We start from the raw sequence: 16,731 nt of genomic DNA on the forward strand, positions 1-16,731 counted from the left end.
TTTATTCTTCACCTTGTAATTCACTAAGTACCTTCTCTATTCTGTGTTTAGTTTCTTCAGTACAACTTCTATATGATCTCCGAAATGCAAGAATGCTTTCCACCGTAACATTAACATATCCGCTTGCTTTAAGTTGAGAGAAAAGTGACGGTATATGTCTAACTTGATAGTCTTCTATACTTTCAATGTGAGAGTTTAATTCCGCTACGGTTAACGGAAGTTTCTCTTTATGGCTTAGTATCCGATGTTTATCCTTAACGTTTAATTTATTTAAAATTGAATATTGTTTAATTCGTGTTGGCGGATTAGAAGCTATTAACATCTTTGCGGCCTTTCTAACTTGCAACCTTAAATCGACATCCATTGAACAGTAGTCTAGTGTTTGTATTTTGAATGGTGGAAGGATTTCATCTAACCATTTCCTATCATTTTTTAATATCCACGCATATTCGGTTGGAGCAGTTTTTTTTAATTTGCTCCTTGTTAGGTCTTTCTGAGACGTAACTAGAATGCTTATTTTTTCTTTATATGATTCTTTTTGAATTTGATCAAAAGAAGCTGCAACCTCATTAAACCCACTTAACAGTTCATCTACTGTATCGTTACTTTCTATGTCAATTCCTTTAAACTTTCCATTTTCTTTATACAGCTTTAGGAAATTTTTTATTGTAGGTATAGGAGTTCCTGTAAGGGCAGCAATATCATTTATTTTATTTCCAGAATCGTATAATTCTTTAACTTTCTCTTTTAATAAAAACCCCCACCGTTCTAATTGAAACCGTTCAGGTAAACTACCTTCCAAAAGTTGTTTACGCGTATATACAAACCCACAGAACTCGCAGGTAAACCTCCCAATATTAATTTTCCCTGTAATAGTTCGTTTGCATTTAGTTATTGAATTTAACTGATATGAAGGACAAAAGGTGTTGTAACACGGCCAGGGTCCGTTTCCAAATGGTATAGGTATCGAAAAATACTCATCTTCCTCTAGCCATTTCTTTACTGTTCCTTCTAAAAATAATATTACAAGGAGGTAAAGAATAATGAATTTTGACATATATTTCTGATTTATAAAATAAGCTAGATGTTCCTTTGTTAAAGATTCCGAATATATACTTACTGATTCAAGAGTTTCTTTTCCAAAGTATTTAGTTAAATCATCAATTAACCTTTTCCTATCAATAAATCCTCTTATATCTATATAACCATTTTTTCCAATCATAGCGATAATTCTTGAAAATAAAAAATGGGATTCCATATTACCTGCGTGTTTTTTAAAATATTTTAGTTCACTAAATAGCCTTAACTTTAACTTATTTATTTTGCTTACTTCTACCTTTTGAGAATTCGAGCTAGAACAACATGGCTTTATAGATAAGGTTCCACTCAAAGTATTAGAGAAAGGCATATTACATTCAGGGCATTTTTCATTTAACTTAATTAGATGGATTGGGCAAAAATCTAGAAAATAAACTTGGTGATCTAAATGTGCAAATACTTCCCCGTTTCTTTCATAATCTTCTAGCATGCACTCAATACAATAGTTTATAGTTTTTGACAATACCGGTGTATGTCTTTGAATAGCTATTCTACCTACATAATTCTTTTGTGAACATCTCCCAAATAATATATCTTCTTCTACTTTTGTTAATCTATCAGCTTCTATGAAGGGGTTAAATAAAGAATACCAAGTACACCGAAGAATTCCTTCTTTTAATACCTCAGCTTCCTGAGATAGTTTTTTTATCAGATAGGAAATGTTTCTTGGAAAATGTCCCAACTTTGATGAACTAATATCAAATAACTCTTTTTTAGTCTCAATCATATCTATATTTCCAACTCGATTGTGATAACGAAATATTACACTTCTGTAGTCTTCATTCGGATATGGATAAGGAAAATAAATGAACATTATGTTACCCCTAAATTAATGAATATGACTTAGCAATTCTTTACAGTCTTTTACTATCCCAGCTTCATATAATGACTCTTCTGCTGTGAATTTTCTTGCCTGACCTTGCTTTACAACGAATCTGATATCTCCTTCTTCTAACATAGGTGCTATCTTTGTAGACTTTTTGGTTTTAAAGATAATACTATCTTTTTCGTCCGACTTTACTGCTTGGGCACTTTCTTTTATTGCAATTGCGGTTTTGGCAATTTGTGCACACATCGTCTCCTTTACTCCCATTCCATTGCTCGCTTCGTAAACAGATTTAGCAATAGATTTCGCCAGGTCCGGTTCAGATATAAGATTAGAGGCAAACATTATTAATTCTTCGAGAAGATTTTCTTTATTTCTTTGTTGAATGGCCCTGGAATGATCTATAGCTGTTTTTCCATAAAAATTCATTCGATGTGAAGCTTCTTTAATATACTCATTAAACGATTTCCAATCAGGTTGTATGTCGTCTAACTTATCAACCTCTGAAGTATTTCCTCTTAAAATCTTATTAAAAACAGGTTGCAGAATACGTAAACTTTTTGAAGCTACTTCATTAATAAGTGATACTGTAATTTTCTCGTCTGTTCCATTTAATATTGCTTTTGCTTGTACATGTATGAATAACTTAACTGCTACATCCGGAATTCCTAGAGTTTGATGGTACATAGTGTGTTTAATATCAGCAGTTAACGGAGTATATGTTTTTGTATACTGTTGATCCCAAAGATTCTCTATAAATTCTTTCCACTCCCAGCTTTCCTGTAAAAAAAAACTTGTTACATTCTCCACATACATATCCGAAACTGCTCGACGAGAGTTTGCTAGAGATTTTTCAAAAAGGTACATCGCTTTGAATGTACCTATTATGATTACAGGTATACCAATTGTATTTACCAATTCTGTAATAAAATTAATCATTCGTTCATCACCGCCCGAATGAGCCTTATGAACGTTTTGTATTTCATCAATAACCAAAACGCCAAGATTTATTAGAGCCGCAACTTTAACCATCCTCTTTGCTAAATTATCTATTGTCCCTCCTTTTTCACCAATTTTTTCGTAATAATTAGTACCTAATAATTCATCAACCTTGGCATAAAAATTTCTAGTTAATGCCCCCACTGATTTGCCACTTGGGCATTCAATATGTAGCCAAAGTACCTGTTTCATTATTAATTGTTTATTTTTATACTCGGTATGGTGTATAACCTGAGGAAATAGAGACTTTAGAATACGTTCATATATTTTACTCTTCCCCATTCCACTTAACCCAATTTCAGCTAAACTCTGTGCAGTCTGAATATTTCCAGCAAAATTAGCACCATTTTTATCTAAGCCCTTCTCAAAAATCTTATCCCAACCAATTGCGAATTGACGGTTATACATTGGAAGCAACGGATTTCTTGATTGATATCCTATTTTAATCATGTTATATAGAGCTCTGTACTTATCATAGTGGCTAGGAAAAGGTAACCAGAAACTAGGCTTGATTTGTTGTACTAATGTCAATCTTTCTTCAGCATCTAAGTCCAAGTATTCATCTTTAAAAGAAGGTACAGAATACAGTCGTTCAAAAAAATCTTCAACTTTGACTTTTCGTGGAATTGCCTCGATGAAAGGATTTCCTTTATGCTCTTCTATTATTTGTTCTTTATATTCTGCTTTACAATGTATACCTTTTAAATCTTTTAGATCCTCACTCCAATTTTCCACGACCTCTTCTTCCTTTCTTGCTTTTTTCTTCGAACACTTTTTGAATTTGATTCACATTGCTAAAGATAGTTGTCTGACTTTCTAATGGAAAGGAAATTACCTCTGCTGTAGTAATTTCTTTACTTTTTGTTGTAGCAGCAGTTATAGCATACTCGCTACCAACCTTTCTACTTTCAGATTTTTTTGTTTCTCTCTTGCTTTGTTGCCTCTCTGCAATGCTCATTCCTTCAGTAGCATCACTAGTTTTTGTAATAGCATCCTTAACCAGATTTTTAGCGAAAGCATGCAAAACCGCTTTATGTTGCTTTTCTTCTCTCTCCAATCTTTTAATTTCCTCTTTTTTGTATTTCATAATTGCCTTAACGTCCTCTAAATGTAATCCTTCATATTCGTTATACTTACTTGTAAGAAAACATTGCTCTATTTTCCCGCTTTTTAAACGGATAAATACGCTACTAACATTTCTTGGATCATAACTTACTTTAATATCCTTCTTTCCATCAATTTCACACTCTACAAACCAGCCATGTTTTAAGCCTTTATCACTTGTATAACACATATCAGAAAACTTAATTCCTCTTCTCGTCACAGTTGCCTCTCCTTTAGGCAATAAATTATATATAAGTACATCACGTGGTTCCTCATGTAAAAGAGAATTATTTTCTCCCCATTCCCAAATTCCTTTTGGTGTTAATTCTACTTTTTCATCAAACATTTCTTTAGTTACTAGGAAAGTTTGGGGAAGTGCACATTTATTAAATGTAAGAATTTGAACAATCATAAATTGAATAAACTCATAAATAGTCAATGCCGCTTTTCGAGTAGGGTCTTCATCTCCACGCTCAATCATTTTAGGTGGTTTTGCTCCAGTCCTATATAATAATTCACGAATTTCATCATTGGTTAACCTAAAATGCTGTTCTACAAAAGGTTTTAAGTCTCCTCGATACGAGGGAGCATTATCCACATCAACTTTAATATTGACAAGGTTTTCTGCCCATTTTCCTTTTAATTCACCACGGTCACCCGCTAGATATACAGGTAAATTTTTACACGGCCAATCACTTTCATCTATGTTAATCCCATATTGCTTACAGAATTCAACTTTATCGGATGCCGCATTAATCATTGCAACCATAAGCTCAATTTTTGAAGCAGGAGATAGACTTGCATGAAACCCTGCTATCATTCGACTATATACGTCTTTTACAATATATAATGTAGGGGTGCCAATTATGGTTTTTCTATCTTCTGCTACTAAAATGATGTCTGCAGGAGTTGAATCAATTTCGTATACATAACCAATACCTAATGCCCTTTCTGCTGCATCTCCGTCCAATGGCCTGATATCCATTTCTGCCTTTCTTTTACCTTTTCTATTGGAATATTTTTGAACATATGAAAACTCTTTATTATACCAGTACATAAACTGTCTTAAAGAAGGAGCTTTATCCGCCTCTACTATCGGAACCATAACACCATGTTCCCTATAAAAACCAGTATGATACCATTCTTCACGCATATGTTGATGGGTTGCTGTAAGATTCATTTTTTGTTCAATGTGAAACTTTCTTACTGCCTTTTTAAAGATTTCCCTATCCTTGTCTGTAACAATCCATCCATTCCCATCCTTTGATTTAGGTCCGGGGTTTTTCTTAAACTGTTTTGGTTTTGTTGTAAGACCACATTCAAAATAGTTATTTAAGAGGGCATTTTTTGTTTTTCCATAAAACCAATACCTTTTTAAAAGCCTATATATTTCCTTCTTTGATCTCCCTGTTCTTTCTTTGGTTTCTTCAATTAACAGTCCCCGGTGTTTTGATAAATATATTTCTGGTTCTTGGCTGACAATGTCCTTTATTACTTCCCAATTAGCATCTCGATTTCCTTTGTACTTTTGTAAGTATTCTTCTTCTGGTGATATAAGCCTTATATCTGGATCCACCTCTAATATTTTCGCTCTATCTTCTTCAAGATCGTTTAAAAGGTCGTGATAGTTTATACTGTAGGGAAAGCACAAATTTTTATGGTCAGTTATATTCACTATATAAGTCGTTTCTTTATTCGGAGATATCCATAAAACTCGAATAATTTGGTTAGTTTTCAATTCTAAGTCTAATAACTCAATAACAGTATTTTGATAAATTTGCATCACATTAACCCCTTTCTAACCAACGTTATCAATGCTTACAGATTGAGTTTCTTCCAAGTTCGTTATTTTTAATGGATTTGAATTTCTTAATTTTAGATTCATATCGGTGCTCCACTTCTTAGTGGCAAGCATATGTTTCAGGATAAACATACTTGTTCCAGATTCTATTCCAAAGATTTTGTCGCATCTAATACATAACTTACTTATAGGAGTACTACCTTCATCCCGAAATATAATATTAAAAAGATCATGTTTGATTAGTGAAACTAACTCTTCATCCACTGTTGGTCTAGTACTTAAGTATCGCGCTTCATAAAACCACTCAATATTTGATATTAGTATATCTGGCATTCTTTTTTCGGTAATAATGCCCCAATCAATCCCTTGTTCTAGAAAATACCTCCTTTCTATTTCAAACAACTCCAATGTGCGCTTACTCAATTTCGAAGCAGGTTTCACTGTTCGTACTATATCAACTAACCCTTTTGAAGTTTGTATCGTGATCATAAAATCAGTAGTCATTACCACAGGGACCCCTTCAACATTTGCATGTTTAATACCAAGCTGTTTTGCAATTTCCTCTGTCCTGCTTTGTGGAAGTAACGGAAACTGCTCTCTTATATCAACTACTTCATCAATCCATTCTAAGTAGTATAAAAATCTCCTTTCATGGCTAGACAGAGTGTTATGAATTCTTTGGGTTTTCCACCCTAAGTGTCTAGATATCCAACCCTCAGAGGCTACTTTGTTGTCATGTGCTTGGATAAATGGTTTATAATCCTTTCCAGTTCCCTGACCTCTTCCGTCCCTAATTTGATTTTGTTGTAACTTCTGAATCTTCTTCCCTTTAGACATGGTTTGACTTCCTCTCAAAAAAATGATTAAAAAGGGCAAAACAAAAAGCACCAATTAACATTAACTTTTAAAAAAGGCCAAATTAAAAAAGCATTAGTTTTAAACTAAAAATTCCTAATGCTATTTAATTTTTGCCTTTTCTTAAAGTTTTTTGTTAATTGGTGCTTCTAGTTTAAGATTTAAACCAAATGCAACAATTTAGCCCCTTGGTAATGCTTTGCCCTAAATTATCTATTACAAAAACAATATTTCCAATTTCAATCTAATTTATTCAAATCATAAAATAACTCTTTGAAGTTACATACAATATTGTTCAGTTACCAACTAAAATTAAAAGTAACCAACAATAATGTTCTAGTTACAAACATTATTGTTGGTGAACAAGACTTTAAATTCTCCTATAACAATTACTCCACCGTTACTGATTTAGCAAGGTTACGCGGTTTGTCTACGTCGCAATCGCGGTGTAGAGCTGCATAGTAAGAAAGTAATTGTAATGGAATGACAGAGATAAGTGGTGTTAATAAATCATTTACTTCTGGAATCACGAAGCTGTCTTCGTCACGGTTTAGACCCTTCATTGATATGATACATGGGTTTGCACCGCGGGCTACAACTTCCTTTACATTTCCACGAATACTTAGGTTGACACTTTCTTGCGTTGCAAGAGCGATTACTGGTGTACCCTCTTCAATTAAAGCGATAGTACCGTGCTTTAATTCACCGCCAGCAAAGCCTTCTGCTTGAATATACGAAATCTCTTTCAGCTTTAACGCACCTTCTAAACCAACATAGAAGTCGATTCCGCGGCCGATGAAGAAACAATTGCGTGTAACGGATAAAAATTCTCTTGCGATCTGTTCAATGATCTCTTTTGAATCACAAAGAACTTCCATTGCGTTTGCCACAATACCTAGCTCTTTTACAAGATCAAAATCAACGCTTAGGTTACGGCTCTTCGCTGCAACTTCCGCTAAAATAACAAGAACAGCTAATTGTGCAGTGTAAGCCTTTGTAGAAGCAACAGCAATTTCAGGACCCGCATGTAATAAAAGCGTATAGTCTGCTTCACGAGAAAGGGTAGAACCTGGAACGTTCGTAATCGTTAAGGCAGGGTGACCCATTTCTTTCACATTGACAAGAACGGCACGGCTGTCTGCTGTTTCTCCACTTTGTGAAATGAAGATAAACAACGGCTTTTCAGAAAGCAACGGCATGTTATAGCCGAATTCACTTGAGATATGAACCTCAACTGGAATTTTCGCCATTTTTTCAATGAATTGCTTTCCAACTAGACCTGCGTGATAAGAAGTACCAGCAGCAATGATGTAGATACGATCCGCTGCATTGACAGCATTGACGATTTCACGATCAATCGCTAATTCACCTTGCTCATTCTGGTACATTTGGATGATACGACGCATCACTAGCGGCTGTTCATCAATTTCTTTAAGCATATAGTGTGGGTACGTACCCTTTTCAATATCACTTGCATCAAGTTCTGCTTTGTATGGAGCACGGTTGATGATTTCACCGTTAAGATTTTGAATTGTCACTTCATCCTTCGTTACGATGACAATTTCTTTGTCCATTAATTCTACGTACTGATCAGTTACTTGAAGCATAGCCATGGCGTCACTTGCTACTACATTAAAGCCATTCCCAAGACCGACAAGAAGCGGACTTTTGTTTTTCGCAACATAGATGGTATCATTGTCCTCAGCATCTAAAAGCGCAAGCGCATAAGAACCGTGTAACAATGTTAGTGTTTTACGGAAAGCTTCTAAAACGTCTAAGCCTTCGTTAACAAAAAGTTCAATCATCTGAACGATAACTTCTGTGTCTGTTTCACTAACAAAGGTTACGTCTGTTAGGTATTCGCTCTTTAACAGGTCATAGTTTTCAATGACACCATTATGAACTAACGTAAAACGACTAGATGCACTTTGGTGTGGGTGAGAGTTCACTTTGCTTGGAACACCATGTGTTGCCCAGCGAGTATGACCAATCCCGATGTTAGCCGAAACGTCCTGGTCTACAATGTTACGTAAATCAGCAATGCGGCCCTTTTCTTTGAACACGTGAATGCCATTTGCGTTCTTAACAGCAATACCTGCTGAGTCGTATCCTCTATATTCAAGTTTTTCTAACCCTTTTAATAAAATTTCTTTCGAGTCGTTATTTCCAATATATCCAACAATTCCACACATTTTCTATTTCCTCCCTGATACAGGGGGCAAGGCTCTTTGGAGGCGTACTTGCCCCCTTATCTCTGTTTTAGGTATCTGTCTATACCGTTTTAAACATTACAATTAGTATGCGCATATTCTTCTCTTTGTGCACAGAGTTGCCCCTATGTTTTAAAGAAGAATTTTTTCGGTTGTGCGTCCCAACCGGGAGGTATCCGCCGATCATTCGATAAACCTCCTCCTCGTCAACTAATCTATCCACTGAAGATTAGTTCAGGCGCTTTTATTGTTCACTCTTAACACCTATCCACCTTTCTATATTAGAATGGTCAACTTGCTTTAAAAAACAAAGCATGTTAATACTACTATGATTGGCAGAGTCCGTCAACTAATAACCTAAAATTATTAATATTTTCCAAATTTAACCGATAATACATAATAAAGTATGCATCGGAGATTCTACCCGTTCCTTTAAATTGGAAAAGCTCCAGCCACTTGTGCCGGAGCTTCATTCATTTATTCTTTTAATTCCATTTCTTCTTTCACAACGGCAACAATACGATCTACATAAGCATCACATAGTTCCTGTGTTGGCGCTTCTGCCATTACGCGAACTAGCGGCTCTGTTCCTGATGGACGAACAAGGATTCTTCCGTCCCCAGCCATTTCTGCTTCTACCTGATCAATAACTTCCTTCACTCTCACATTATCTGTTACATGGTGCTTATCCGTTACGCGAACATTCACGAGCTTTTGAGGGAATTTTTTCATTTCGCTTGCAAGCTCAGATAATGGCTTTTGTGTTGCCTTCATAATGTTTACTAATTGTAATCCTGTTAATAGACCGTCACCTGTTGTGTTGTAATCCAAGAAAATAATATGACCGGATTGTTCTCCACCTAGATTAAATCCATTTTTCTTCATTTCTTCTACCACGTAGCGGTCACCAACAGCAGTCGGTACGCTGTTAATTCCGTGGCTCTCTAAGGCCTTATAAAAACCAAGGTTACTCATGACTGTAGACACAATCGTTCCATGCTTTAAGCGTCCATGTTCCTTCATATACTTTCCACAAATATAGAGAATTTGATCGCCATCGACAATATTCCCTTTTTCATCAATCGCAATTAAACGGTCGCCATCCCCATCAAACGACAAACCAACATCGGCACCTTTTTCTTTTACTAAAGCAGCAAGGGCTTCGGGGTGAGTAGAACCCACTCCCGCATTGATATTTAATCCATTAGGAGATGCCCCCATGGTTGAAAGGTCTGCATCCAAATCAGCAAATAGGTGAGATGCCAATGAAGACGTTGCCCCATGCGCGCAATCCAACGCAATATGGATACCGGCGAAATCTTCATCTACACTATTTTTTAAGTATTGCAGATACTTTTGTCCGCCTTCAAAATAATCCATGACCTGTCCAAGGTCACCACCCGTTGGACGCGGTAGTTGATCTTCAGATAAGTCCATTAATTCTTCAATTTCATTTTCCTGCTCATCCGAAAGTTTAAAACCGTCTGGACCGAAAAATTTAATTCCGTTATCCGCTACAGGGTTATGTGAGGCAGAAATCATTACACCCGCCTGAGCTCCTAATGCTTTTGTTAAATAAGATACACCTGGTGTAGAAATGACACCTAAACGCATAACCTCAGCACCAGTAGACAATAATCCTGCTACGAGGGCACCTTCAAGCATATGACCAGATATACGTGTATCACGCCCAATTAGTACCTTTGGACGATCTTTATCCTTCGTTAAAACATACCCGCCAAATCGGCCTAATTTAAAAGCTAATTCAGGTGTTAATTCACTATTTGCTACTCCGCGTACCCCATCGGTACCAAAATATTTTCCCATTTCAAAAATCGCTCCTTCAATATATAAGCTGGATCTTATGCATTGTTATTTGTAATTTTGATTTTCGCCTTTGCTTTATCCGGTTTCCAGTTGAGATCTTTAGGGCCTTCTATACGGATATTCACATCGTAATCCCCTTCAGAAAGGCTGGAGAGGTCAACATACACGGAAAAATCCTCAGGCTTTAACCCAATTACAGCAGCACTAGGACCAGTAACCAATAAACTGATCATCTGATTCACCGGGTCATTAATCTCCGCATCATAATTTTCGGATAATCCTCGAATTTTTAAAGGGATTTCCGAAACTGTTTTTTCTTCCATCTTTTTAACGACAACTGTTGCCTTTACCATCTGCGGTGTAACCTTCGTAATTCCATTCGAAATGATGACAGGTAAGTCGAGCGTGGTATTCTCCGTAATTTTGCTAATGTCAACTTCTACACGTACACTTTCGGTATCCTTGAGAATATCCTCCGGACCGATAATGGTCGCCTCTTTTACATCTAAATCTATGGATTCTATTGTTACTCCCGTTGGCGGTGTTCCCTTCTTTTGCACCGTAATCGGGACCGTCTTACTATTATCTTTAATTGGAATGGTGACTTTTACTGTACCTGGCTCCACCGTTACATCCAACTTATTTAAATCCTTATCTAAAACTTGAACCGTGGCTTCTTTCGTAACGGTTTCCTTCCATTTCTCTTTTGCCTCTACAGTCGCTTTTACATAAGTGATTTGATCAATGGCACTCTTTGCACCTGTGATTTTTACTTTATTTGGTTCTACAATAGGTTGTCCGGCAGAATAGCCATCCTCAATTTGTCCCTTGTTAAATTCTGCTTCGACTTTAAATTCCTTGGTGATTTTTTCTTGCACAGATACTGTTACCGTATCTGGTTTCAAGGTTGCCTTTAGTTTATCGGAAAGGTCTTTTACCTCTAGTTTCACTTTTTGTTTCCCAATTTTTGCATTCGTTAAATCCACGAATACTTCAAAATTTCTTAAAGTATTGGCAGACTGAACATGTGTCATTGGACCTTTTAAGGTAATATCCACTGTCTCTGGGATACCAGACACCACTAAATTTTCTGTATCATAATACACTTTTACAGGAAAATCCTTAATGGTAACTGACGATTGCTTTCCTGGAACATTCACATCACCTGAGTTTGGGATGGAGGAATACAATAGAACAGCCAATAATAACGCAAGAATTTTTATAAACCATGGGTTATCCATCAATTTATCCATTATTCTTCCCCCTCCAGTTCCAACGAGCGGAAGAAGCTTGTTTTGCTTTATTATGAATGATTAATTCACTCGTAAGTAATTCCTTTAAGCCATCTGCTTTTAAATCACGATGTAGTTCTCCATTCCTTGTAAGAGAGATACTACCCGTCTCTTCCGAAACAACGACGGTAATACTATCCGTAACTTCACTAATTCCTAGTGCAGCCCTATGCCTTGTGCCTAGTTCCTTTGAAATAAATGGACTCTCAGACAAAGGAAGATAGCAGGCAGCCGCTGCAACAGTATTCTTTTGAATAATTACAGCCCCATCATGGAGTGGGGTGTTTGGAATAAAAATATTAATGAGCAATTCCGAAGAAATCGTGGAATTTAAAGGAATACCTGTTTCTATGTAATCACCCATACCCGTTTCTTTCTCAATCGATATCAAAGCACCGATACGGCGTTTCGCCATATAGTCTGTGGCCTTAATAATCGCTTCAACTGTTTTTTCTTGATCATCATCATCTGAGTTACTGCTTCTTGAAAAGAAGCGCCCTCTCCCTAATTGCTCAAGTGCTCTTCTGAGTTCAGGCTGAAAGATAATGATTATAGCAAGAAATCCCCAATTTATGGCCTGTTGCATCATCCAGCTTAATGTGACTAAGCCAAGGTACTCACTGACAACTCTGACTAGAAGGATAACCAATATCCCTTTTAATAACTGAACGGCTTTTGTTCCTTTTATCACATTAATCAGTTTATAAATGACATACCATACGAGGACAATATCAACAATACTAGCTAAATACTTCCATACAGTGAAATCAGCAAACTGCATTGTTTTTCCTCCGTAATTTTATAAAGACCTTATTCATCACAACTTAATTATTATACCATAAATTCAACATACACTTATTATATGTATATCTTTATGCGATAACTCCCTTCAACCATGGACTTCAAGGATATTTCAAGTAAAATCTTCTTGGTTAAAAAAACAAATCACTCATGCATAGAGTGATTTGTTTTTATTCGGTTTCAGGTTGCTCAAAAAGTTGGACAGCATCTTGTCCTGCTTTTTTCATATGATACCATATCCAGTCAAAGACCTCATTAACCTCTTCAATTTGTCCGGTTACATGTCCCGCTGAAGCCAAGTACTGCTCCCCATGAATAACAGTAACGTTTCCTTGAACTTCACCTTCTATTTTAAGTTTTCCGTTACGAACCACCACATCGCCCTTTACCACTTCTCCTTCTGGAACGATGACGGTATTATTTTTCACCACTAAGTTCTTTTGCTTGGTTACGGCAAATTCCTTGTCCTGATTCCACGTGGAAAATAAGCTTCCCAACATTAAAACAACGAATACGGATGCTGCAGCAAGGATAGGATGATTTTTCAACCACCGTTGCATTCCTATCTTTTTCTTTTCTTTAGGAAGACGAGCTAACACATTTGCTGTAAAATCGTCCGGAGCTTGCATATGTGAAATGCTTTGTACAAAAGCAATAGTCCTTTTCAATTCATTAAAAATAGCATCACATTCTGAACAGCTTTTGAGATGCTCTCGTAGTACTTGTTCTTTTTCTGGTTCTATTTCTTCATCTAAATATTCGTGCATTAGTTCAATGATATGTTCTGGACACATTTAACGTTTCACCTCTTATCACACATATCTTAATTGTTGTCTTAACGCTTCTCGACCTCGGTGAATTCTTGTTTTAACCGTTCCAAGCGGCAAATCAAGAATTTCACTAATTTCATTTAATGACAGCTCTTCAATGTATTTTAGTACAATTGCAGAACGATATTTTTCAGGTAGTTTTAAGATTTCCTGTTGAACGGTCTCATGCAGCTCCAAACTTTCGACCTCATTTTCAGGCAGTGGAGTATTAGATGGGACCTGTGCATACATAGTTAATCCTTCTGTTCCTGCCACTTCCGCATCTAAATAATAATCAGGTTTCTTTTTCCTCATGCGGTCAATACATAAATTAGTGGCTATCCGAAACAACCAGGTAGAGAACTTTAAGTCTTGATTAAACGATTTAATATTTACATATGCTCGGATAAAAGCTTCCTGTGCCACGTCTTCCGCTTCATGTCGGTTCCCCAGCATTCTAAAACAAAGCTGGTAGACACTATTTTTATATATCTCGACGATTTCACCAAAGGCATCCTGGTCGCCTTTAATGACTTGTTTTATTCTTTTTTTAATTATAGCTTCCATTAAATTACCTCAGCTCCAATGCTGCTATACGATAATACGAATCGCTAGCAAAAAAGTTTCGCTTTAAAACGAAATAACTTTCAATACCTATAATATTAACAAAAATTTACTAATACCGTTAAGAAAATAGTTTAAAGTTTTTTCCTTGGGGGTAAAAAGATATTAACAATTGAAAAGAAGAGAGGTCATGTGCAAAGTGGGTCTTCAACGTCCTAAGTTAATAAAGGAAATAGAAATATGCCGAGATGAAATGGTACGACTTGCATCTGAGACTTCTTTATTACATCCCCATGTCATTGCAGTGAGTAAACAGCTTGATGTGTTGCTCTATCAGTATCATACATTAGATGACTTATAAATAAGCTTGTTAAAGAACATTGTTGATTTTTTCACCCTGTTGATTGGAGCGGAAATCAACAGGAAGTTTAACATGGCCATAAATACAAAAAGCAGCTGTGTTTTTCCCAGCTGCCTTCGTTATTTATAAAAGTTTTTCACCAAATAATGAACCCATTAACTCAACTGCGCATACCGCAGTTTTATTTTTTTCATCTAGAATTGGGTTCACTTCTACAAATTCTACAGAAGTAATAATTTTTGCTTCTTCTAGCATTTCCATAGCAAGATGACTTTCTCGGTAGCTTATTCCACCCATAACTGGTGTACCTACCCCTGGTGCATCACTAGGATCTAGACCATCTAAATCTAGTGATAAGTGAACGCCATCTGTTTTTTCCTTTAGATAGCCAATCGTTTCTTCCATTACTTTCGTCATACCTAAGCGGTCAATTTCATGCATAGTATAGACTTTTATACCTTTTTCCTTTATTAATTCTTTTTCGCCGTCATCTAGTGCCCTTGCTCCTATGATGACAACATTCTCAGGCTTTACTTTTGGAGAGTAGTTTAAGATTTGGGTTAATAAAGAGTGCCCCCATCCAAGGCTGACTGCTAAAGGCATCCCATGGATGTTTCCTGTAGGGCTTGTCTCCGCTGTATTCAAATCACCATGTGCATCATACCAAATGACACCTAGGTTTTTATAATGCTTGGAAACGCCAGCTAATGTACCAATTGCAATGCTATGATCTCCACCCAATACAAGTGGAAATGCTCCTGATTGAATGACTTCGTCTACTTTTTCAGCTAGCAGCGTACTTTTTTCTGCCACTAGGTCTAGATTTCGTAAGTTTGACTCTTTATCTACGACAACTTCAGGTCTTCCAACTGGGATATCACCCAAATCGTGAATTTCGTCGAACAGCGGTTTTAACCGCTCGTATATTCCTGCATAGCGGATGGCACTAGGTCCCATATCCACTCCACGCCGCATTTGGCCTAAGTCCATAGGCATCCCAATAATCGATAGTTTCTTAGTCAAAACAATTCCTCCCTAGCCCTTTATCAATACTATTTTAACCGCTTTCATCCATATGACTCAACTCGACAGAATTTTGTATATATATGCGGTGGAAAGGTGTGGGTTTGGGAATATGGTACTCTATACGACTTTGCAGGTTCTGATATCGATGAGAAGAAGCTCTTATGTGAGGCTGAGGACGGTTTTTCACTTAAAAAGTTCATAGGACTTCTCTACTCTACGCGACTTTTTTTCTTATTAATCCTGATTACGGGCTCGTAGCATCCCTCTATGCGACCTTTTTTTCTTTAAAGTCATGATCAAGGGCTCATAGCACCTCTCTACGCGACCTTTCTTTCTTAAAAGTCATGATTAAGGGCTCATAGCACCTCTCTACGCGACCTTTTTTTCTTAAAAGTCATGATTAAGGGCTCATAGCACCTCTCTACGCGACCTTTTTTTCTTAAAAGTCATGATTAAGGGCTCATAGGACCCCTCTATGCGACCTTTTTTTCTTTAAAGTCATGATTAAGGGCTCATAGCACCTCTCTACGCGACCTTTTTTTCTTTAAAGTCATGATTAAGGGCTCATAGCACCTCTCTACGCGACCTTTTTTTCTTTAAAGGCATGATTAAGGACTCATAGAATCTCTCTACGCGACCTTTTTTTCTTTAAAGTCATGATTAAGGGCTCATAGGACCCCTCTATGCGACCTTTTTTTCTTTAAAGTCATGATTAAGGGCTCATAGAATCTCTCTACGCGACCTTTCTTTCTTAAAAGTCATGATTAAGGGCTCATAGAACCTCTCTACGCGACCTTTTTTCTTAATATTCTAGATTTAGGGCTCATAGCACCTCTCTACGCGACTTTTCTTTCTTAAAAGTCATGATAAAGCGCTCATTGCACTCCTCTATGCGACCTTTCTATTATTATAAGCTAGAATTCAAGCTCATAAAAAATATAAACAGGTCATAAAAAAAAGCCTTAAATCATCGTCTGATTTAAGGCAAAGTATGTAGTGTGATGGTGGAGCCTAGCGGGATCGAACCGCTGACCTCCTGCGTGCAAAGCAGGCGCTCTCCCAGCTGAGCTAAGGCCCCATCTATGGAGCGGAAGACGGGATTCGAACCCGCGACCCCCACCTTGGCAAGGTGGTGTTCTACCACTGAACTACTTCCGC

At 36.8% G+C, this 16,731-nt stretch carries 12 protein-coding genes and 2 tRNA genes; 1 reads left to right on the forward strand and 13 read right to left on the reverse strand.

Annotation, left to right across the window (positions count from 1 at the left end; genetic code table 11):
• Position 1: 1 nt before the first annotated feature.
• From AC3A54_RS24530 to sigW, 10 genes are all read right to left on the reverse strand, one after another.
• Positions 2-1,912 (reverse strand): TnsD family Tn7-like transposition protein, encoded by a 1,911-nt coding sequence (locus AC3A54_RS24530; protein WP_335545062.1) that lies wholly within the window; start codon positions 1,910-1,912, stop codon positions 2-4.
• Positions 1,913-1,927: 15 nt separating this feature from the next.
• Positions 1,928-3,658 (reverse strand): ATP-binding protein, encoded by a 1,731-nt coding sequence (locus AC3A54_RS24535; RefSeq protein ID WP_335545061.1) that lies wholly within the window; start codon positions 3,656-3,658, stop codon positions 1,928-1,930.
• The gene (locus tag AC3A54_RS24540) at positions 3,642-5,810 is read right to left on the reverse strand and encodes a Mu transposase C-terminal domain-containing protein (protein WP_487656555.1); all 2,169 of its coding nucleotides are present in this window, start codon (positions 5,808-5,810) and stop codon (positions 3,642-3,644) included. Before AC3A54_RS24540 ends, AC3A54_RS24535 begins: the two co-directional genes overlap by 17 nt.
• Before the next feature lie 15 nt (positions 5,811-5,825).
• Positions 5,826-6,665 carry a TnsA endonuclease N-terminal domain-containing protein gene (locus tag AC3A54_RS24545; RefSeq protein WP_335545059.1) on the reverse strand — a complete coding sequence of 280 codons (840 nt, stop codon included), beginning with the start codon at positions 6,663-6,665 and terminating at the stop codon, positions 5,826-5,828.
• 407 nt (positions 6,666-7,072) lie between these two features.
• Positions 7,073-8,875, reverse strand: a complete 1,803-nt coding sequence (gene glmS / locus AC3A54_RS24550; protein ID WP_335545058.1) for a glutamine--fructose-6-phosphate transaminase (isomerizing) — start codon at positions 8,873-8,875, stop codon at positions 7,073-7,075.
• 495 nt (positions 8,876-9,370) lie between these two features.
• Entirely contained in the window at positions 9,371-10,720 is a 1,350-nt protein-coding gene (glmM, locus tag AC3A54_RS24555) for a phosphoglucosamine mutase (protein WP_308081526.1), read from the reverse strand.
• A 35-nt stretch (positions 10,721-10,755) separates the two neighbouring features.
• On the reverse strand, positions 10,756-11,973 hold the full coding sequence (locus tag AC3A54_RS24560) for a CdaR family protein (RefSeq protein WP_487656556.1): 1,218 nt from the start codon (positions 11,971-11,973) through the stop codon (positions 10,756-10,758).
• Positions 11,966-12,793 (reverse strand): diadenylate cyclase CdaA, encoded by an 828-nt coding sequence (gene cdaA, locus AC3A54_RS24565; protein WP_308081528.1) that lies wholly within the window; start codon positions 12,791-12,793, stop codon positions 11,966-11,968. The genes AC3A54_RS24560 and cdaA overlap by 8 nt, the downstream gene beginning before the upstream one ends.
• Positions 12,794-12,983: 190 nt before the next feature.
• Positions 12,984-13,607 (reverse strand): anti-sigma factor family protein, encoded by a 624-nt coding sequence (locus AC3A54_RS24570; RefSeq protein ID WP_487656557.1) that lies wholly within the window; start codon positions 13,605-13,607, stop codon positions 12,984-12,986.
• Positions 13,608-13,625: 18 nt separating this feature from the next.
• Positions 13,626-14,189 carry an RNA polymerase sigma factor SigW gene (gene sigW, locus AC3A54_RS24575; RefSeq protein ID WP_309856857.1) on the reverse strand — a complete coding sequence of 188 codons (564 nt, stop codon included), beginning with the start codon at positions 14,187-14,189 and terminating at the stop codon, positions 13,626-13,628.
• A gap of 187 nt (positions 14,190-14,376) precedes the next feature.
• On the opposite strand from sigW, the gene AC3A54_RS24580 reads away from it, so the two are divergent.
• Positions 14,377-14,547 (forward strand): aspartyl-phosphate phosphatase Spo0E family protein, encoded by a 171-nt coding sequence (locus AC3A54_RS24580; protein ID WP_487656558.1) that lies wholly within the window; start codon positions 14,377-14,379, stop codon positions 14,545-14,547.
• 123 nt (positions 14,548-14,670) lie between these two features.
• Here AC3A54_RS24580 and rocF read toward each other — a convergent pair whose 3' ends face one another.
• From rocF to AC3A54_RS24595, 3 genes are all read right to left on the reverse strand, one after another.
• Positions 14,671-15,570 (reverse strand): arginase, encoded by a 900-nt coding sequence (gene rocF / locus AC3A54_RS24585; protein WP_335545053.1) that lies wholly within the window; start codon positions 15,568-15,570, stop codon positions 14,671-14,673.
• A gap of 1,005 nt (positions 15,571-16,575) precedes the next feature.
• Positions 16,576-16,651, reverse strand: a tRNA-Ala gene (locus AC3A54_RS24590).
• 5 nt (positions 16,652-16,656) lie between these two features.
• Positions 16,657-16,731 (reverse strand) — tRNA-Gly (locus AC3A54_RS24595).

It is taken from the genome of Neobacillus sp. Soil_C_43 (assembly GCF_057656715.1).